This is a genomic window from Methanolinea sp., from assembly GCA_016699325.1.
GTDB lineage: Archaea > Halobacteriota > Methanomicrobia > Methanomicrobiales > Methanospirillaceae > UBA9949.
In genome coordinates this window covers 415137-434830 of sequence record CP064971.1, presented here as the reverse complement: position 1 = coordinate 434830, position 19694 = coordinate 415137, and the positions used below count along the sequence as shown (strand labels likewise).

The window sequence follows — 19694 nt, the reverse complement described above, 5'->3', positions numbered from 1 at the left end:
GGGAGGTTTCCTGCCGTGATGACCGGGGTGGGGGTCACAGTCGGGGTGGGGGTCACGGTCGGGGTGGGGGTCACGGTCGGGGTGGGGCTGCCGATGGCGTAGAAGCCACCTCCACCTCCACCTCCACCTCCTCCACCACCACCCGCACTGCCCTGGCGGTGGACGGTGATGTACTGTTCCCTGGTCTTGGAACTCTCCCCAAGCACATTGGTGACGGTAAGGGTGACGGTGTACTTCCCGTTGTTATACTTGTGAACCGGGTTCTGGAGGTTCGAGGTCTGTCCGTCTCCAAATTCCCAGTGCCATGTTTCGGGTGGTCCGGTGGAGAGATCGGTGAACTGGACGTCCAGGAGTTCATAGCCGGCGGACGGATAGGCGCTGAAGTCAGCGACCGGAGCGGTCAGGTTCGCCCGGAGATGCAGTTCCGTGAGACTGCCGGCTGAGAAGGGGAAGGTCGATGTCCATTCCTGGCCCGCACTCACTTCTGCCCGTGCCCCGCTTACATAGAACTCGATGGGGGTATTGTGATCCAGGTAGCCCTGCACCACCAGTCTCTGGTCATAGGCCCCGGTTCCACCGTAAAGGCCAGGGTTCGTGACAGTAATGGGGTTACCCGGACCCTGGACGATGCCGGCTGCCCGTGCCTCGATGGATGTCCCCGCGGGTGCAGGGGTGCTCATCCCGATGGTCACGGTCCCGTAGAACTCGTGGGGGCGGTGTGGCAACGAGGTCGGGCGGGCGGTTACGGTCTGGGTCGGAACGGCAGTGGGTGGCCTGGCGGTCACGGTCTGGGTCGGGACAGCAGTGGGTGGCCTGGTGGTCGGTACGGGGGACGCTGTAGGGACCGGTGTTTGGGTGGTCGCAGGTGTCGGTTGTGGAGATGATGTCGGCCCGGGGAGCGTCCCGGTGTTGAGGTTCAGACGGGTGCTCGTTTCAGGCTGGAAGGTGTACGAACCTGACCATCCACTTCCCGCCGTCACATCATACACCTGGGCTTTCACTCCGTTGATATAAAATTCAACCTGGAGCGAACAGCCGCGGGCGACACAGTCGTTGTACTCCTGGGAACCGACCTGGACCATCAGCCGGCTATCGAAGGGGCCGGGGCCTCCATAAGTGCCAGGGGATACTGTAGTGAACGTGCCATGGGACGTTCCCCACATTTTCGCGATGATGGACGTACCGACAGGTGCGGGAGCACCATTGATGGTGACCGTCCCATAAAACTCGTGCGGCTTGAGAGGAATTATTACATCGTCGGCACTGGCAATCCCGATGATTAAAACCAGCAGCAGTGAAAAAATGAAGAGATTCTTGGACATTATTCCTCCTTTCTCTTCATTTGTTTATGAACTTAACGACGCAAGGATCCATGGGTAGTAGGCCCGGTCGCCGTTCATGAACATCCAGTAGCCCTTGGTCGGCTGCATCTGCTCAGTCCAGTGTGGATAGTAGTTGAATATCGGACTCTCGTAGGACTGTGCAGGGGCATTCCATCCGATGACCTGAACCCACTTCTTAAACGGATGATCATCTACCGTACCAAGGGTTACCTGTGCCGACCGGGGGATCACATCCGAGAAGCCGATCGCGTTCCACCCGAGGTAGACATTCTTGGTGGGAGGTGTCGATGCTCCACCGCTCTTGAAGGTGAGAGGTACATCCTTTGCTCCGACAGAGTAGATCCAGATACCGTCCAGGGGCCTGACCGGGCTCGATGCGGTCATCGCCTCCCAAATGCCGGTCTGGGCATCGTAGAGGAAGACCGACCGGCCGGCGGTGTCCACTCCTGCAAACACGGCACCGGCGGTGTTGCACCCGTCAGCCAGGGTCCTTGGTGTCGAGATAAAGTTCCATCCGCCCTTCAGGGAGATCCTGTCAGAACCCGGGACCGGGGTGGGAGTTGGCGTCGGAGTCGGCCCGACCCCGGTCACGGTGATATAGTTCTGCTTGGTTGCTGACGAGGAGCCGTAGGCGTTTGACACGGTCAGGGTCACGGAGTAATTCCCGGGGCTCAGGTAGGTATGTGACGGGTTCTTCTCACTTGAGGCCACTCCGTCACCGAAGCTCCACGACCATGATGTCGGGGCCCCTGTCGAGATGTCGGTGAACTGGACGGTCAGCGGTGCGGGGCCGGATGTCGGACTCCCGGAGAAGTCCGCCTGCACCGCGGTGTTGCTCTCGACCTTGAAGGTGAGGACTTTGATCTTGTCATCGATGTTCGGGTCGTTGAACCCCTGGATCAGGGCCTGGGACGCAGCAGTCCCGGCTTTCCGGTCAGGTCCATCGATCACGAAGAGCTTGCTCCACCGGACCGGGCTTGCACTGATCACATACTCCTTGTTGGAGTCGTAGGTGTAAACACCACAGCACGTCCAGAGGCCATTGCTGCAGCACTCGTCACAGCAATCCGAGTAATGGTAGCGGTTGCATATGCTACAGTCGCAATCACCGCAACCGCAGTCGTACCCGCAATGCGGGCACCACCACGAGTTCAGCCACTTGTCGGGGATGATGTCCAGCTTGTGGTTGTACATGGGGTGCTGGACAATCACGGTGTATGTGCCCGGCTCAAGCATGAGAGTGTTGAAGTATTTGGCCAGGTTGAACGAGAAGGTCCCTCCGGGGCAATCGACATCGACGATACCAAAGATGTACTTGTGGCCTGCGACCTTGTCCTCGCCAAACACCCAGAAGGCGACCTCGGCACAATCCGGTCCGCACTCCAGGCAGGAATCCTTCCGGATGCCGGTTGCCTGGCCGGATACGGTAATGGATGGCGGAGAGCAGCAGATGATCTTGAGCACCTTGGGGTGAACATCGGCGCTAATATCCGGGTCAAGGAACTTCAGCGGCTTCTTTGCCCATGCTGCGCAGGAATGTCCAACCGGGTCACACTCGTGGCAGGGGATCCCTTCCAGCAAGGGGACATCGTTTGGTTTGCTGGCGGCATAGATGGTGTAGTCCCCGAGGTCGATCTGGATATTGCTCGTGTCCCAGAGATACTCCCAGGTGTTGTCGGAATTGACCGGGACTACCGTGAATGTTGATGGGATATTGTTCCGGACAGTGTTTCCCTGCAGGTTACCGCCGACGCAGTCCTGGCAGGGTCCACTCATCAGGAGGTAGACATAACCGCTGGGATCGGTACTGGTCCCGCGGATCCAGATCTTGTCGCCAAGGTACGTGCTGGTGGTCGGTGATCCATACGCATACAGGTTGAAGGTAACCTGTCCCCTGTATACAGTAACAGAGGTCTCGATTGGGATTTGGGGTTTGGTGAAGATCTCCGGAGTTATGAGCAACCCGGCAATGGTGTAGGTCTTGTCCGGTGCCGTGTCAATGTTGGTAAGGAAATCTATGGTCCTCATGCCTTCCGCATCGGTCCGAACCCTGACAAAGTAGTCTTTCGGGTCGGGCTTATCGGCGCCTACATCATAGATGTGCTTGATGCATCCGTCACATTCGAAACAGACGAACTGCAGTGATGAATCGCGGAACACACCTTCCTGGTTATATGCAATGGTCGGTGGCTGGTCGCATTCCTCTCCTGACATCCTGATGCAGTCATACCGTATCCAGACCACATAATCCGTGTCGGGATCGCCACTCACGGTGACCGAGAACGCGTCTCCCCGGATAAGGGAGGGCTTGTTGACGGTGAGTATAAGCGGCTTTGACTCGAGTTTCACCGTCTTTGTGACACTTACTGTCTTTCCGATATAGTTCTGCCCGGCGGCATCCTTGTAGTTGTCTTTTATCCCATTGACGTTGGATTCTGCCCAGACCCTGTACTGGCCGCTCTGGTACACACGGGCATTCGACGAATCTTTATACCCGGTGTTCCACCCTTTGGTGGGATTGTTCTGGACTACCCAGTACCAGATCGGTTCATTTACTGCAAGGCTGGTCAGCCCGATGCTCTGGGTAGCGGACTGGTAGAGAGCAGTATAAACAGCACCATCAGGGCTCTGCACCTTGATGGTCATGAAACCCTGACCGCCATATCCCGGCCTGCTGGTGATAGTGTAGAGGTTGGTCTCGATCCTGAAGTTACCGAAATTCCCAACCGGGATTGATTTCCCGCTGACGTCTTTTCCGGTATTCTGGTCCCATACGTAAATTGCTATCGATGGATCGACGACATTGAAGGCGACCTGGCCCCGGGTAGTTCCGCCGTCCCAGTGGTACCAGTTACCAACGAAGCCGACGTACTGAACGGGGTCAACGAAATAACTGTTCTGTGCCGAGGAGGGAATCGTGATAATCTTGTCCGGGAATAGAGGATCGGTTCTGAAGTGTGCGACCTGGGTGAATCCCCCCATTGGAGTGCGGATGTCCAGTCCTTCCTCACCAATAAAGACGTCCCCGCCCGTTGCTATCCTGGTGATTGTCGGGGCAGGTGTCGGGGCAGGTGTCGGGGTTGGTGTAGGAATAATTGTTGGCGTCGGAGTTGGTGTCGGGGTCGGGGTCGGAGTCGGTGTGGCGTAGGTTACGGTCAGGTCCAGCTGCCGGGTGGTTCCCTGGGCGAAGGGGGTGGTCTGGGCTGCCCAGTGGCCTCCTCCGACATTGACCCAGAATGATACCTGGTGACCGACATCGCCGGCCTCGCCGAACACGAGCAGTTTCTGGTCCCAGTCACCTGAACCGCCATACCGGCCGGCGACCTCAGTGTCCACGAATCCACGTGCATTTCCGTCGATGTAGGCCAAAACGTGAGTGTTCACCGGTGCAGGAGCGCCGTTTACGGTCAGGCTCCCATACAACTCCAGAGGGAGACCCACCGCAGCTACGCCGGGAATCCCTAGCATGATGAGGGCGATGATCCCTAATGCAATGAAAATTGGATGTTTCTGTCTCATCTATACCACCACCGTGAGGGTGTCGTTATTGTTCATGCTAATCCAGTAGCCCTTGGTCGGATACATGGGCAACCCATCGTTGCTGTCACGGATGATGGGGCTATCGGGGTTGTTGCCTTCGTGATACCCGAGCAGGGTGCCCCAGTTCCCATCCAGGCCTCCCATGATGGTCAGGAAGTTGTGTGCAGACATCGATGTCGTCCCTGCATACCCAACAGCGTTCCAGCCGGCATAAAGCTGCTTCGGATAGGGGGCAGGCGGGGTGACGGTGTCGAAGGTCAGCGGGACATCAACCCGGGTAACCGAGTAGACCCAGTAGCCATTCAGCGGCTGGAGGGTATCACCGGCCATCACCTGTTTCCACATCCCGTTTTGGGCGTCCCAGAGGAGGATTGCATGCCCGCCGAGGTTCACCCCGCCAAAGACCTGGAATGCCGTGTTATGCCCACTGGCCAGCCGTTTCGGCACCGAGACGAAGTTCCACCCCGGATACAGCTTGATGATGTTGGCCGGAGGTGCCGGCGAGACGGTAATATAGTTGGTCTTGACGTTTGTGTTAGCCCCTCCGTCGTTGGCAACCGTGAGTGTCACGGTGTAGGTACCAGCGGTGTTGTAAACGTAGAGCGGACTCTGCGTTGTCGAGGTACTGCCGTCACCGAAGTTCCACTGCCAGGAGGTAATTCCCAGTCCGGTTGATTCATCGGTGAACTGCACCGTTAGCGGGGCATCTCCGGTCCGCGGATCTGCATTGAACAATGCGATGGGCGGGATGTTCCGGACGTAGATACAGTTGTTCCAGGTCAACGAGTTCTGGCCCTGGGCGTTACTGACCGTCAGGGTGACATCGTACCAACCTGGTGTCGTATAGGTGTGGATCGGGCTCTGGAGGTTGGATGTGCTTCCATCGCCAAAGTTCCATGACCATGATGTGGGGCTGTTGATGGACGTGTCCCTGAACTGCACGGTAAGATCTTCAATCCCGTCACGCGGTGAAGCGGTGAAGTCAGCGACCGGGAGCAGGACATCCGAGACCCTGATGTATGCAGCTTTGGTCTCCGAGTCGGACCCTCCGGCGTTCGTTACCGTCAGTTTCACGGTGTAGTCACCGTTTGTGGAGTACCTGTGGCTTGGATTTTTTGACGTTGAAGTGACTCCGTCACCGAACTCCCAGTAGTAGGTCATCGGACTTACACTGGATGAAAGGTCAGTGAAGTCTACAACCAGTGGTGCTGACCCTGTCCGTGGAGTGCCGGTAAATTCAGCGACAGGGGGCTGTTCCAGGAGGTTCACTACTTTGGTTTCTGTATCCGGCAGATGATCATAGCCCATCCTGGTCAGGGAAACGGTATAGGTACCGAGTTCCTCGTAGACATGTACCGGTGCAGACCTGCCAGGGCTGTCCCAGAAGGTTGCAGTTGTTCCATCACCAAAGTCCCAGACGGATTTGAATCCGCCTCCAAGCGAAGTGTCAACGAACTGGACCGTGAGCGGCTCTCCGCCTTGAGAGGGATACCAGGTGAAATCAGCATCAGGGAAGACCTTCACAACCTGCATCGTGGTGTCAGTAAGGCCCTCGGGCGTTTCCACCGTCAGGAATACATAATAGTATCCCGACTGGATGAACGCGTGGCTTGGGTTTTTAGCAGTCGAAGTCCATCCGTCAGATGCCTGCCAGTAATAGTCAGCAATGGTGCCCAATGACGTGTCGGTAAACTGCACGGTCAGAGGAGAATGTCCGGTATCGGGTGTCGCGATGAAGTCGGCATCCGGGCGGACCTCTATGACTACGGTCGTGGAAACCGGGTCGTGGATGTTGTAGTACGCAGTGAGTTTCACGGTGTAGATACCAGTATTTTCATAGGTATGGGAAGCCGTCTGGCCGTGCTGGTAGTGTCCATCGCCGAACTCCCAGAGCCAGTCGACCGGGTATCCTCCGGCAATACCTTCAAAGTTGACCTCGAGCGGGACCTGTCCGCTGGTGGGGAAGGCATTGATTGCCGGAGTATCGCCAACCGGTATGGCTTTCCAGATTACCGTGCTCCAGACACCGTTGGCTCTGACCCAGTGGCTCACATACTTCGTCCCCCAGAACTGGTAGGTATACTCAGGGTCCTGCTCGGTGGACTCAGGCCAGAATCCACCATAGAAATTCCAGTAGAACTCATCAGGGTTGCCTGATGACGTATCGGTGAACTGGACGGTCAGGGGGGCATCTCCGGAATCAGGGTCCGCTATGAAGTCAGCAACAGGTCGTACCACAACGACGACTGTATCCTGCGTTCCTCTGCCCTGCTCATCGAAGACGCGAAGGGTTACATCATACACTCCAGGTTTGGTAAACGTGTGAGAGACGTCCTGCTGGTTTGCAGATGTCCCGTCACCAAAGGTCCAGAGCCAGGTTGTGGGTGTATAGGTTGATACCCCCTGGAAATCGATGGTAAACGGCATGTCTCCCATGAGCAGCCACCAATCGTGCGGAAGAATTGATGCCACCGGGATTGGGTCTGCTGATACAACGATATAACTGTTCTTTGGTATGTCATCCGATTTTGCAAATGCAGGATTTGCAGGGTTGGGATTGGTCACCCAGAGATGGACGTCATACGAGCCTTCCGAAGAATAAACATGGAATGGATCGCGTTCATGTGATGATCCGCCATCACCAAAGGTCCAGTAATACTCGGTATCCGGGGTTGTTCCGTAGCTCCGGTCGATGAATGACACTTCGAGCGGGTAATAGCCGCTCCTTGGAGTGGCAATGAAATCCGCGATAGGCTCCGGAACCATGGCGTGAATGACCATGGTCTTTGAAGCGCTGCCACCGGTATTGGTCACCGTAAGTTCCACGGTGTAATCTCCTGCGACGGTATAGGTATGGACGGGGTTCCTTTCGTCCGATGTGAGTCCGTCGCCAAAGTCCCATGCCCAGTCGGTACAATCGCCGCTCGACATGTCAATGAAGTTCACGGCGAGAGGAACTGTTCCGGACTGCGGCGATGCCGTGAAATCGGCCACCGGCCCGAGCGGTGTCCTTACATCGATATAGTTCACCTTCGTCTCGGTATCGCTGCCGAATGTACCGGTGACGGTCAATGAGACGGTATACAACCCGGGGTTCATGTACTTGTGGACTGGGTTTTGCTCGGCGGACGTCCCCGAATCCCCAAAGTCCCAGTGATACGTAGTACCGGTAACGGTTGAGGTGTCGGTGAAGGTAACCGTCAGTGGTGCAGGTCCAACAAGAGGTGTAGCGGTGAAGTCAGCCTGCGGACCGACATGAACGACTGTGGTGTTCAAACTTGTACTGGCGCATTCCGCCACAGGACACCTGGAGGCGGTAAACGTGACAGCGTAGGTTCCATCAGAGGTGTAGGTATGTGACGGATTCTGCAGGGTGGACGTATCACCGTCACCGAAGTCCCAGAACCAGCAGGTTGGGTTGCCAAGGGAAGTATCGGTGAAGTAGACCGTGAAGGGAACTTCTCCACCAGGTGTAGATGGATTAGTAGTGAAGGATGCGACAAGCGGGTTCCAGAGCGGGAAGTTATCGACGTTCAGGGATGCCAGGTAGAGTGAGAGGTTGCAGAATTCGTCATCATTCGGTCCTGTTACCTGGGAATGTCCGGTTCCATCCGGCTCTGCCCAGTAATTCCCGCTGATGTACATGCCGCCGACGATATTTGGACCCGGTTGCTTCAGGACATTCCAGGTGTTCTGGAATATCATGTCTCCGAATGCAACATTGTAGGTGTTGTTGAAGCAGTTGTTGAAAATGTTGTTATAGGCCGAGGCGTTCACCTGCATACCGACTTCGCCATTGCCGTAGATCACGTTATCTTTCACGGTATGCGCATTCGCATAGGCGAGGTGGATGCCCATCCGGTCGTTCTCTGCGACCTTGTTCCCGGTCAGGACGTTTTGTGAGGTGATCCGCACGTAATCGTGGCCATGCACGTATATACCGGTGATTTCGTTATTGTGCACCACGTTCCCTTCCAGCCGGTTCACATCACTTAGTAAAAATGCCGAAACAAGGTTGACTTCACCGATGTCTATTCCTATCGGGTTGTAGCTGACATGGTTGTCCCGGTAGGTGTTTTTCGATGCACCACGGCTGATAATACCGTACATCCCGTTGTGGTGAGCTTCATTGCTGTCGACAAGGTTTTCCGTGGTATCCCATGGGAGATTTTCATCCCCTTCACCTAAGTCAAAATCGTTCAGGGATATCCCGGCAATATTGTTCTCTTCGACCGAATTTGAAGAAACAACATTGTGTGATGAGTTGGTTAGGTTGATCCCGTCCCACCCGTTGCGCCAGGCGTGGTTATCGTCAACGGTGATACCATTCCATTGAGCATATGGAGGGGTGTTCCAGAGGAAAATACCATTATTTCCATTGCTGTCAGCAGTGTTTTTCCGGACTGTGGAGTCGTGACAATATGTCAGGTTAATCCCATGGTGTGCGTTCAGGTTTGCAGTATTCCGGGAGAAGATATTGCCTGAACCGCCGTCATCATTGATTCCATCGATTTTGTTCGAATTTGCAGTGTTATTATCGATGGTGTTCTGATTACATAAAAGGAGGTAGATGCCGATGTCATTGTTATTTGCAGTATTTCCCTGGATTTTGCCATCGAAGTAGCCCTGGCAGAAGATACCCTCAAACCGGTTGCCAGTGGCGGTATTCCCGATGATGTCGACGTTGTTTGTGTTCCAGGTGAAAATACCATAAGCATTGTCACTCAGTTCGTTGTTCTCGATCAGGCCGTCAACGACCGGATAATAATCTATGCCAACGTCAAATTCACCAAGAATCCTGAAGTTCTTGACATGGACCCGTTCAAGTCCCGGGTTGACCATGATACAGTTCTGATCGGGGACATAGCCCAGACTGAGATAGTAATCGGTCCGTGAGGAGTTCACGACACCGGTGATGGTGTGGCCATTTCCATCCAGCACCACGTCAGAGGCAAGAATCTTGAAGCAGGGTTCCCAGTACTCGGTTCCATTGTAGTACACCGTTCCGTTGTAGTTGAGGACGTCACTCATCAGGACATAGGTGCCGGGTGAGTCGATAACCGTAGGTCCGTAGATGTAAGTATCTGCACCGGCTATCGCGGGTACGAATGCCAGGGCGGCGATCAGGAAGCAGATTATTGCCTGCCCCCGGATTTCCGTATGGTTTTTTGATTCAGATGACATTGTGATTCCCTCCTACCTCACGACCACATAATTGGGAATCGTAATACTGTAGTAGTCTGTCGGGCTGTTTTTCACAGTCAGTGTGACCGAATACAACCCCTTAGCACTGTATACGTGGTTAATCGGCGCCGGCACCCAGTACCACGTCCCCGGGGGAGTACCCACAGACACCAGGGGTGAGCCGTCCCCGAAATCCCAGGTGTAGGTGGTCTCTTTCTGGAGCCTCACGGGATAGGGGTAGAACGTTGCATTGAACGGTGAACTGCCGGCTATCCGGTCAACGCTGAAGAACGTGGTTCTCCCGTTTATGTTGGCCCGGAGCGGACGTGCTGGAGTGTTGACGAAGATATACCCTGTTTTGGTCTCGGTATCAGAGAGGCTATCGGCACCGGTCACGGTCAGGCTGACCGTGTAGACGCCGATCGACGAGTAGATGTGAGTCGGGTTCTGAAGTGTCGAGGTTGTACCGTCCCCGAAGTCCCAGAGCCAGGACACCGGAGATCCGGTTGACTGGTCCGTGAATGCCACAGTCAGCGGATAGACTCCTGATTGCGGCGTGCCGGTGAATTCAGCCTTCGGATAGACACTTATCGCCTGGGTTGCAGGCGGGGTGCCGTTTACTCCACCACCCTGGGCAACGAGGGAAACACTGTAGATTCCGGCGGTATTGAATACATGAGTGGCATTCTGAACCGGAGAGGTTCCGTCACCGCCGAAATCCCAGAACCATGCCGTGGGGGAGCCTGTCGACGTGTCATTGAACTGGACGGCCAGCGGTGCATAGGGAGTCGGAACCGTGGTGTAGTTCGAAGTGAATGAATTCAGGGGCCGAACCGTGATGTAATCCGTGACATTTGTCGTGTTCTGCCGGAAATCGTTTCCACGAACGGTCAGGTTGATGCTGTAACGCCCGGCAATAGTGAAGACGTAATTCGGATTCTGCAGGTTTGAATCAACCACCCCATCCTCGTTGAATTCCCAGGACCAGTTGTTGGGAAATCCCGTTGAGGTATCGGTGAAATGCACGTTCAATGGTGCATTCCCGATTGTGGGGGTGCCGGTGAAGGAAGCGAGTGGATCGACCTGGATGTAATTGATCTTCGTTTCCGTGGCTCCAAAAACCCCATTTTCGTATACCGTCAGGTTCACGGTATAATTTCCGGTAGAGTTATAGGTATGCAGGGGATTCTGCTGGTTTGAATCAACCACCCCGTCATTATTAAAATCCCAGTACCATGTGAGATTTGTCCCTGTGCTACCGTCAGTGAACTGGACGGTGAGAGGGGCAAATCCCGATGTCGGAGTGCCTGAAAAATCCGCTGTCGCGGCCTGGCCTGCTGAAATTGTGCAGAACAAGGCAATAAGTGCAAGGATAACTTTGAGGCATCCCGTTCTTTTACGATCTCGATACGTGTGATGTTCTGACATACATGCCACCTTGGAATATCTCGCAATGGCCAGAAGTACACAACGATGAATCTATAAGTATGCCTGCCATTGATGCCACCTATAAATCCACCACTCGGTCATTCCGACTGTCGCGTTGGATATATGAGTTCTCTAATATCTTTTATCTTATAAAGATTTCGCAGCTTTTCACTCCCAAATTCAAATGGAAGGCCCCTGTTATGCCAAACAGGGCACCCTGAGGACTCTGGTTGGGTAATAATGAGACTGGGGATTCTGTTAGACCAGTAAGCCTTTTTATCGAGGTAAAACATGAATCGGGAAAATAATCGGGGGTTTCGGGGCGGTATAAAAGGTTATGCCGCGCCCGGGTCGCCGGGTGCCCTCCGGTCCGGAGTTCACGTCGATACAGGCAGAAAACGCGCCCTTATTCAGGAGTTCCTTACACCCTGTGCTGGTTTCTCCCGGAATTTTATAAAAAAAGAAAGTTAATCCTCATGGACGGGACTAGGTGACGGTGATGTATCCCGGTTTCTGAACCTTGTAGCTGCCGGGCCCGTATGATACCCGCAGGGTGACGGTGTAGACTCCCGGGTTCTGGTAGACATGGACGGGGTTTTGCCCGGAAGAAGTCGCACCATCCCCGAACAACCAGGTCCAACCGGCAGGGTTGCCGGAAGAAAGGTCGGTGAACTGGACGGTGAGGGGAGCGTTTCCGGACAGGGGTGAGGCTGTGAAATCTGCAGTGGTGCCTGTGGGAACCGGGGTGGGCACGGTTGTTGGTGGTGGGGAGATCACCGCCATGAGAGTCTTGTAGGCATTGATCCTTCCACCTGACAGGACATACCAGTTCAGCGGGCTAAAAAGGACTCCAACCCTGTCCCGGAGGAACCAGTAACCCTGATCAAGTCATCAAGCACATTTGCCAAGCGCGGAAGAATGTCGGAATATCTCCCGGAACCGGGTCACCGGCTACATCACAACCACCATGATAATTTCATCTGCCTGGATGTCATCGCTCGCTGTTCCATCAGGGGATAGTGGTTTACCCGTGAACCCGCCGGAACCCTCCTGCCATCAACAACCCTGCACTTCACCGGCAACTCATCTGAAAAAAATCCCGGCCCCAGGAATGCCATTACGAAAAAGGAATACATCACCTGCCTGACCGGGACATATCTTTTATTTGAGCCTGCACGGTTTTGATTATTGGGGTTAGGAAACATCTGAATTCTCCCCGAAGAGATATACATCATCGATACGGCGTTCAGCATCCCGGGCGTCTCCCCATACACGGGAGGCATCCCTGAAATTGTCGCGTAACAACCAGCTCCGGCAAATATAATAAACCCCGTATGGAGATGGCACCTTGATTGAACTGTGCCGCTAAGCACCGTTTACCCTGCAGCCCGATACCTTCCGCCTGTAAAGTCCAGGTTCCCTGGCAGTCTCCCTGGGCCCTTCCCCGAAACACTCGCCTTATCACCCTCAACTCCAATACCTTCACCATGGACGTGGAGGAATATGTCCGCCGCCATCTCCGTGCAGGGGAGGGAGATGATGCGATCGAGCGGGAACTGGCAGGCATCGTCCGCTCGTACAAACCCGATGAAACAGCGGAGTACGCCCGATCGTTTGCCCGGGCCGTCCTCGCCGAAGTGCGGAACACGGAAGGACTCTCCGGCGACTTCTTCTCCTATTTCCCGTCACGGACAAAGATGGGGGAGTTCGGGGTCGGTTCCCGCGGAACTGGTGATTTCTTTGTCCACCGCCAGATCGCCCGCATCATCGGGAAGACCGGTGCATCGGTTGGCGTGGACGAGCTCGATGATGCCGGTGCTGTTGCGCTTGCGCCCGGCATGAACGGTCCACGGTTCGTGGTCTGCTCGGTGGACGGCATGCACTCGCGGCTCTCCGATTTCCCGTTCCTTGCCGGTTTCCACGTCACCCGGGCAACGCTCCGGGACGTCTACGTGATGGGCGCCCGCCCCCTCATGCTCTTCTCCGATATCCACGTTGCCGATGACGGGGACATCGCAAAGATCTTTGACTACACGGCCGGTATCTGCGCCGTGGGAGAGCTCATGGACGTCCCCCTCGTGGCCGGCTCGACGCTGCGCATCGGGGGCGACATGGTGCTCGGTGACCGGCTCACCGGCTGCGTTGGATCGGTGGGACTGGCACGCCACCTGACCGCACGCAGGGAGACGCGCCCCGGCGACATCGTCCTGATGACCGAAGGATCCGGCGGCGGAACCATCGCCACCACCGCGCTTTATTCGGGATACGCCGAAATCGTTGAGGAGACCATCAACCTCGACTTCCTCCGGGCGGCCGATGCCCTTATCAAGAGTCCGGCGATAGACCTTGTCCACTCGATGACCGATGTGACCAACGGGGGACTCAGGGGTGATGCCCATGAGATGGCAGAGACTGCCGGCTGCCGCATCCTCGTGGAACAGGACCGGGTGGCAGACCTGGTCCGGCCCGGAGTCCGCAGGATGCTCGAGGAGCTGGAGATAGACTACCTCGGCGTCTCGCTCGACGCCCTTCTCCTCACCCTGCCCCCCGGTGCCGTCGACGAGGTCTCTGCCGTGGTCAGGTCTTCCGGGGTTGCCATCCGGGAGATAGGGCGGGTGGAAGCCGGCTCTCCCGGGGCATTCCTGGTGGTTGATGGGGAAGAGCAGCCGTTCATCCCCCGGTTCCGCGAGTCGGCATACACCCCGGTTAAAAAGGTGGCAGACCGGCGCCCGCGAGACCAGGAGGCCATGCGGGAAGCCGTGCTCCGGGCTGCCGATGCGGCGGTTGAAAAAAAGGCCCGGGTGGTGGACCGGCTCCGGCCCCGGGCCTGATCTATTCCGGCTTTACGCCCCGGGCAAGGATGTTATAAGCAAGCCGGGGGACTTTCTCCTCCACGAACGGCTCGATCTTCCGCGCGAGGTCAAAGAAGGGATCGGCAAGGTTGAGATGGGCAAACGAGCATCTCCTGACCTGTATTGCAGCAAACCCGGCATCCTCGAAGAGTCCGCGGATCTCGCCATCGGTGTAGTAATGCTCCCCAAACGATCCCATACCGATCCCGCGGACCTTCATGGCCTCGGCCATGCTGTAGATTGCAGGAAGGCCGGACGTGAAAAGGTTCCTGCCGAGCGTGCAGATGGCGATGACTCCCCCGGGCCGAAGCACCCGGCAAGCCTCGGAAAGCATCTGCTCCGGTCTCCTGACATAGCTGAACGCAAGCAGGCTCGTGACGGCATCAAAGCACCCGTCCCGGAACGGCAGCACTTCTGCATTTCCCCAGGCGACATCACTCTCGCGGCACCGTGACCGTGCCCGCAGGACCATTCCCCGGGAAAGGTCAAGCCCGATCCCGAACCCTCCATGCTGTTCGCAGGCGCTCAGGAAAAGGCCTGTCCCGCAGCCGAGATCGAGGATCCTCCCCGGCATGGGAATACAATCCATCACCTGCCCTGCGATGTGGGCATAGTAGAACCGCCCCCTGTTCCTGTTATACCGGTTGTCGTAGATATCCGCGATATCATCGTAATGCTGCCTGACTTTCTCGAGCGATTCACTCATCCGAAGATCTCCTGGACGATCCGTGCAGCCATGGCATTCAGCTGGATATACTCGTTGTTGCACCGCGTCAGCCGGTAATCCGTGTCGGCAAGGATGGAAACGAGGCGGGGGTCGTTGTAATCCCGCCGTACAGCGGCATGCAACTCCGACATGACCTCCCCTGAGGGGAGACCGTACTCGATCATAAGTGCTTCAAACTTCCTGATAGCGGAAGGGAGATCAGCGCCTTCAATGGCTGCCAGCGCCGCATTTGCGATCCGGGACGTCTCGGTCTGCGACCAGCTGACAAGGCCGGAAGCGCCGTCTGACCCGGACCGGACCTGCAGCAGCATGATCGCCTTGCGAAGGTCCCCTCCCGCCGCATGGGCGATCAGGTCGATTTCATCGGCAGGAATGCCCTGCCCGGCAGGGAACTCGCAGTTCAGGACAGCCTGCAGGTGTTCTCCGATCGCACCGGCACTCAGCGGAGCGAAGAAGAAGGGAAGGCACCGGGAGCTGATGGCAGGGATGATCCCCGACGAGCGGGTGGTCACGTAGATGAACCGGCACGTCCTGCTGTACCGCTCCATGATCCGGCGGAGCGCCTGCTGCGCCTCCCGGGTGAGGGCGGATGCCCCTTCAAAGATCACGATGCGGAACTCTGCGTCGAGCGGGCGTACGGAGGCGTACCACCTGGTGATATTCTTGAAATTGGTAAGCAGGCTCTCCTCTTTCCGGTAGATATGGGCATACCGCTCGTTGCCTTCAAGGTACTTTTTCCCCTGCTCAAAGAGATCCATGGCCTGGATCGTGGTGGTATTCTCACCGGCCCGTTCACCGAAGAGCTCCCTCCCGAGACATTCCACCGCCGCGCTCTTCCCGGTCCCTGCCGGGCCGGTTACGAGGAGGTGAGGGAGCGACCCCGACCGTGCAGCGCTCCTCATCATGGAGATGACCTGGTCCTGACCGATGATATGGTCAAACGTTGCCGGCCGGTACTTCTCAATCCAGAGCATGTTCGAGCCTCCGTATGATATCGCGGATGGCCTCCCGCAGCAGGTCCCGGTTGTCGAATCCGAGGGAAAGGGCCCGGGACTCCTCCCGGCCGAGTTCCCGGCAGAACCGGGCGATAGCAGGAAGGGCCCGGGTCAGTTCATCGACGATGGTAAGGTCCGCGCTCCGGGCTGTCCGGGAGAGCGGGTTCAGATCAATGGCAATTACCGTCTTTTTCATGGCGCGCAGTGCCTGGCACCGGTCGCCGTCCTCCAGCGGGACCAGCACAACATCCGCAGTCCCAATCCCCTCCTTCAGGCAGAGCGCCCGGTCGTGTGAGAGCGGCAGCAGGCGTTCCGGCACCCCGGAGAGCACCCGGACACCATGGTCTTCGAGCAGCCTGGTAACCCTCTCCACCCGCCCCGCTGAGCGGTGGAATAGGTTGACCTCCACGGCCGCCCCGGAAGCGTCCTGGAGGTCGGCGACAAGCCCGGCGGCGAGGGCTGCAGTGTTCCCGTTCACTGAGATGACGGGGTGCGTTGCCGAGAGGAGAAGGGCGGCAGCAATCCGCTCGGCCCGGAGCGCTGCAGGGCTCGTCTCCTCCCCGATGAGGTAATCGAACGCCTCGCCCCGGCCATGGGCGGTGAGGCCTTCCAGAACGACGATCCCTTCGCGTGCGCACCGGGCAAGGTGCTCCCGTGTTGCGAGGGAACGGTGGCGTGGGTGGTCGCCCGGGATCACCGCTGCACCTCCGTGATCCTGGCCCCCGATTCCGCCATGTGGAGTTCGAATACCTCTCCATACCCGGAGAGGACTTCCCTGGCTCCTTTTCCCAGTGCAAACACACCGTTTCCGAGCATGGTCATGCTTGCCGGCACCCCCTCCCGGTCGCACTCCGCGAGAACCTCGCGGACGGAAGGGGTCAGCAGTCCGCTTTCCTCTGCAAAGAGCCTGGATAACGCCAGGAACTCCGCAGGAGTGTCGGGGCGCTTTCCCGGGTAGGCAGCCGAGATCCGCTCCAGTACATCCGGTGATCCCAGGATCCCCGGCGAGTAGAGAGGGCCGAAATTGACCGCGTATACCGGACCGGCAACATCGAAGTAGCGGATGATCTCTGCTCCCGGCCCGGCCCCGGTCCGGTAGTCCCGCCCGCCGCCCTGGCAGGCAGCAACATCGCCAAGGCCGGTATGGTGGAGGATCTCCGCTTCATGGGCCAGTGCGGTCCATTCCCGGGGGGACAGGCCGGTGCCGCAGATGGTATTGATGGCGCAGGCGGCGGCCATAAGTGCCGATGCAGAGAGGCCGAACCCTGCCCCGATGGGGAGCGTGCAGCTGGTCTGTATCCGGACGCTGCAGGGGAACTTCCCTGCGAGCCAGGAGAGGGGGGGTGCATCGGTGAACTCTTCAAGGACGCTCCCGTCAGCGCTGAACCGTCGTGCACAGACAGACGGCTCGTCCGAGAACGATACCCTGACCGATACCCCCTCCCTGATCACTATCCCGGCCCCGATGCTCCCGGAACTGGAGGGATGGGACCTCATCACCGGGGAGAAGTACCCTGAGAGATGACCAGGGCAGTACGCGGACACCGACCGTATGCGTCTTTTGTCTCCCATCGTGCTCCTCCAGGCCGGGCGCTGCAGGTTTCCCATTCTTACCGGGCGGCCTCCCGGGCGAGGATCTGCTGCCATATTGCAGCGGCAAGTTCTTCTTTGCTCCCTTCAACCGCAACCCGGGGACCCTCTCCCAGGATGACCGCCGATCCATGGGAAGACCCCATGCTCTCCGGTCCGTTCACCACCACCATGCGAGCGCCCTTTGCGAGCAGTTCCCGCGCCGCATCCTCTTCGTCCGATCCGAGCTTGAACGCCACGGTGGGGACCCCCCAGCCGGTCATCACCTCGTCAAGCAGCTTGGGAAGGGGGTGCAGGGTAAGGGTGACGGGCCCGCCGCTCCGCAGCTTTCCCGGGTACGGGACCGGGGAGAAGTCCGAGATCGCAGCAGCGCTGATGTACAGATCGGGAGCCTCTTCCCGGCAGATCCGGAGGACCGCTTCCCTCATCTCCGATGCGCTGGCAGCCGGGACATTGTGCACGCACGGGATACTGTTTCCATGCACGACCGTGACTTCTGCCCCGAGGCGGAAGGCCTGGAGGGCCAGCTCCCGTCCCATCTGCCCTGATGAGCGGGTGGTCAGCACCCTGATATCGTCGACCGGTTCCCGGCAGGGCCCGCTCGTGATCAGGACGTTCCTTCCGCCAAGCGGCCTTCCCAGGAGGGCCCGCTCGCAGCGGAGGACGATCTCCTCCGTGTCGGCAATCTTTGCCTTACCCTCCTCGATCCGCGGAGCGACAACCTCAACGCCCCAGGATTCGAGCCTGGCCAGGCAGTCCCGGACACCGGGGTGGCGGAACATGCTGTGGTGCATGGCGGGCACGACAAGAACCGGCATTCCCCTCCCAAGCGCGGTGGTGGCGAAGGTGGTGACCGTGGTATCATCGATACCTCCTGCGATCTTGCAGAGGGTGTTTGCCGTGCAGGGCGCGACAAGGAACAGGTCGGCGGCCCCTCCGTCACCGCAGAAAGCGACGTGTTCCACCCTGCCGGTGATGGCAACCACTGTCTCCTGCCCGGTTGCAAAGGTCAGGGCATCGGGGTGGACGATACGGGTGGCCGCCTCGCTCATGACTGCAGTCACGCAGGCCCCCTTCCGCCGCAGGGCATGGACCAGCCGGATGGTCTCCACGGCGGCAATGCTCCCGGTCACCCCGATAACTATCTGCTTCTCCCTCAGGCTCTCTCTCATCAGGCCACCTTCAGGTCAAGGACATAGTGCCATGTGTGCGGTGCAACCTTTTTTATCCTCCGGATTCCGTCCTCCTGCACCCATCCCCTGCAGGTTCCGGGGATGTGCGGAGGGCATGACCCGGTGGCATGGAGGTGGATGGTCCCGCCGGGAAGGACATGGCCTGCCGCCTTTTCGAGGAATGCCTGAGAATCGAAATGGCCCATGATGACCCGGTCGTACCACCCGTCCAGGAGATCGCGGCAGTCCCCGCATTCGGGTACCACGCGGGACGCCACCCGGTTCTCCCTGATGTTCCGGCAGAGATAGCCGTGGGCGACCGGGTTGAGCTCCATGGCGTGCACCAGCGCGCCAGCCCGGGCCGCGGGGATGGTGAAATGGCCGATGCCGGCAAACATATCGGCGACCCGCTCCCCGCTCCCGATGGTCTGCATCATGCGTTCCTTCTCGGTCCGGTTCCCGCGGGAGAACATCACCTGCGACGGGTCAAAGCGGAAGGTCATCCCCATCTCCCGGTGACAGACCTCTCCGGGCTCTCCCCTGAGCACCCGGACATCCGGGATGCGTTCAACACCGCTGCAGGACCGGACCCAGAGGATGGCGGACGGCTTCTTCCAGGCCTCGACCTGGTCGATCTCGGCCGGGGTAGGTTCGTCCCCCTGAAAGACAGCAATCCTTCCGGCCATGAAGTAACCTCTTCCCTGGTAAACTGCCTTTTTTGGGATATCCACCTCCCAGGGGTGGCCGTCCCGTACCGGTACATAGGCAACGGCCCCGGTAACATAGGGACGCCGGTCCCGGTCGACCCAGTCCGCATCGTGCACCGACCTGAGCAGCTCGACCGGGATCCGACGGCTCCTCAT

At 57.9% G+C, this 19694-nt stretch carries 12 protein-coding genes and 1 pseudogene; 1 reads left to right on the top strand and 12 read right to left on the bottom strand.

Features of this window, described 5'->3' with window-relative positions:
* Window positions 1-161: 161 nt before the first annotated feature.
* The 6 genes and pseudogenes from IPI71_02145 to IPI71_02120 form a co-directional block, all read right to left on the bottom strand.
* Window positions 162-680, bottom strand: a pseudogene (locus IPI71_02145) (PKD domain-containing protein).
* Window positions 681-1346: 666 nt separating this feature from the next.
* Window positions 1347-4862 carry a DUF3821 domain-containing protein gene (locus IPI71_02140; GenBank protein ID QQR71345.1) on the bottom strand — a complete coding sequence of 1172 codons (3516 nt, stop codon included), beginning with the start codon at window positions 4860-4862 and terminating at the stop codon, window positions 1347-1349.
* Window positions 4863-10067, bottom strand: coding sequence for a PKD domain-containing protein (locus IPI71_02135; protein ID QQR71344.1), 5205 nt, complete (start codon window positions 10065-10067; stop codon window positions 4863-4865).
* 12 nt (window positions 10068-10079) lie between these two features.
* On the bottom strand, window positions 10080-11495 hold the full coding sequence (locus tag IPI71_02130; GenBank protein ID QQR71343.1) for a PKD domain-containing protein: 1416 nt from the start codon (window positions 11493-11495) through the stop codon (window positions 10080-10082).
* 486 nt (window positions 11496-11981) lie between these two features.
* Window positions 11982-12278 carry a PKD domain-containing protein gene (locus IPI71_02125; GenBank protein QQR71342.1) on the bottom strand — a complete coding sequence of 99 codons (297 nt, stop codon included), beginning with the start codon at window positions 12276-12278 and terminating at the stop codon, window positions 11982-11984.
* 173 nt (window positions 12279-12451) lie between these two features.
* On the bottom strand, window positions 12452-12748 hold the full coding sequence (locus IPI71_02120; protein ID QQR71341.1) for a hypothetical protein: 297 nt from the start codon (window positions 12746-12748) through the stop codon (window positions 12452-12454).
* 234 nt (window positions 12749-12982) lie between these two features.
* Here IPI71_02120 and IPI71_02115 point away from each other — a divergent pair, with 234 nt between their 5' ends.
* Complete coding sequence (locus IPI71_02115) at window positions 12983-14326, top strand: hypothetical protein (GenBank protein QQR71340.1); 1344 nt, start codon at window positions 12983-12985, stop codon at window positions 14324-14326.
* A 1-nt stretch (window position 14327) separates the two neighbouring features.
* On the opposite strand, the gene IPI71_02110 is transcribed toward IPI71_02115, so the two are convergent.
* From IPI71_02110 to IPI71_02085, 6 genes are read right to left on the bottom strand one after another with little or no spacing between them, the layout of a single operon-like run.
* On the bottom strand, window positions 14328-15053 hold the full coding sequence (locus IPI71_02110) for a class I SAM-dependent methyltransferase (protein QQR71339.1): 726 nt from the start codon (window positions 15051-15053) through the stop codon (window positions 14328-14330).
* Complete coding sequence (locus IPI71_02105) at window positions 15050-16048, bottom strand: AAA family ATPase (GenBank protein QQR71338.1); 999 nt, start codon at window positions 16046-16048, stop codon at window positions 15050-15052. The genes IPI71_02110 and IPI71_02105 overlap by 4 nt, the downstream gene beginning before the upstream one ends.
* Window positions 16035-16766 (bottom strand): phosphopantothenate/pantothenate synthetase, encoded by a 732-nt coding sequence (locus IPI71_02100; GenBank protein ID QQR71337.1) that lies wholly within the window; start codon window positions 16764-16766, stop codon window positions 16035-16037. The genes IPI71_02105 and IPI71_02100 overlap by 14 nt, the downstream gene beginning before the upstream one ends.
* Window positions 16763-17641 carry a GHMP kinase gene (locus IPI71_02095; GenBank protein QQR71336.1) on the bottom strand — a complete coding sequence of 293 codons (879 nt, stop codon included), beginning with the start codon at window positions 17639-17641 and terminating at the stop codon, window positions 16763-16765. Before IPI71_02095 ends, IPI71_02100 begins: the two co-directional genes overlap by 4 nt.
* A 38-nt stretch (window positions 17642-17679) precedes the next feature.
* Window positions 17680-18831, bottom strand: coding sequence for a bifunctional phosphopantothenoylcysteine decarboxylase/phosphopantothenate--cysteine ligase CoaBC (gene coaBC, locus IPI71_02090; GenBank protein ID QQR71335.1), 1152 nt, complete (start codon window positions 18829-18831; stop codon window positions 17680-17682).
* Window positions 18831-19694, bottom strand: a complete 864-nt coding sequence (locus tag IPI71_02085; protein QQR71334.1) for an SAM-dependent methyltransferase — start codon at window positions 19692-19694, stop codon at window positions 18831-18833. Before IPI71_02085 ends, coaBC begins: the two co-directional genes overlap by 1 nt.

Bases quoted from the DNA above. Each gene is read 5' to 3' on its own strand.
- IPI71_02140 (QQR71345.1), bottom strand. From the start codon at position 4,862: ATGAGACAGAAACATCCAATTTTCATTGCATTAGGGATCATCGCCCTC.
- IPI71_02135 (QQR71344.1), bottom strand. From the start codon at position 10,067: ATGTCATCTGAATCAAAAAACCATACGGAAATCCGGGGGCAGGCAATA.
- IPI71_02130 (QQR71343.1), bottom strand. From the start codon at position 11,495: ATGTCAGAACATCACACGTATCGAGATCGTAAAAGAACGGGATGCCTC.
- IPI71_02125 (QQR71342.1), bottom strand. From the start codon at position 12,278: ATGGCGGTGATCTCCCCACCACCAACAACCGTGCCCACCCCGGTTCCC.
- IPI71_02120 (QQR71341.1), bottom strand. From the start codon at position 12,748: ATGCTGAACGCCGTATCGATGATGTATATCTCTTCGGGGAGAATTCAG.
- IPI71_02115 (QQR71340.1), top strand. From the start codon at position 12,983: ATGGACGTGGAGGAATATGTCCGCCGCCATCTCCGTGCAGGGGAGGGA.
- IPI71_02110 (QQR71339.1), bottom strand. From the start codon at position 15,053: ATGAGTGAATCGCTCGAGAAAGTCAGGCAGCATTACGATGATATCGCG.
- IPI71_02105 (QQR71338.1), bottom strand. From the start codon at position 16,048: ATGCTCTGGATTGAGAAGTACCGGCCGGCAACGTTTGACCATATCATC.
- IPI71_02095 (QQR71336.1), bottom strand. From the start codon at position 17,641: ATGGGAGACAAAAGACGCATACGGTCGGTGTCCGCGTACTGCCCTGGT.
- coaBC (QQR71335.1), bottom strand. From the start codon at position 18,831: ATGAGAGAGAGCCTGAGGGAGAAGCAGATAGTTATCGGGGTGACCGGG.
- IPI71_02085 (QQR71334.1), bottom strand. From the start codon at position 19,694: ATGAGGAGCCGTCGGATCCCGGTCGAGCTGCTCAGGTCGGTGCACGAT.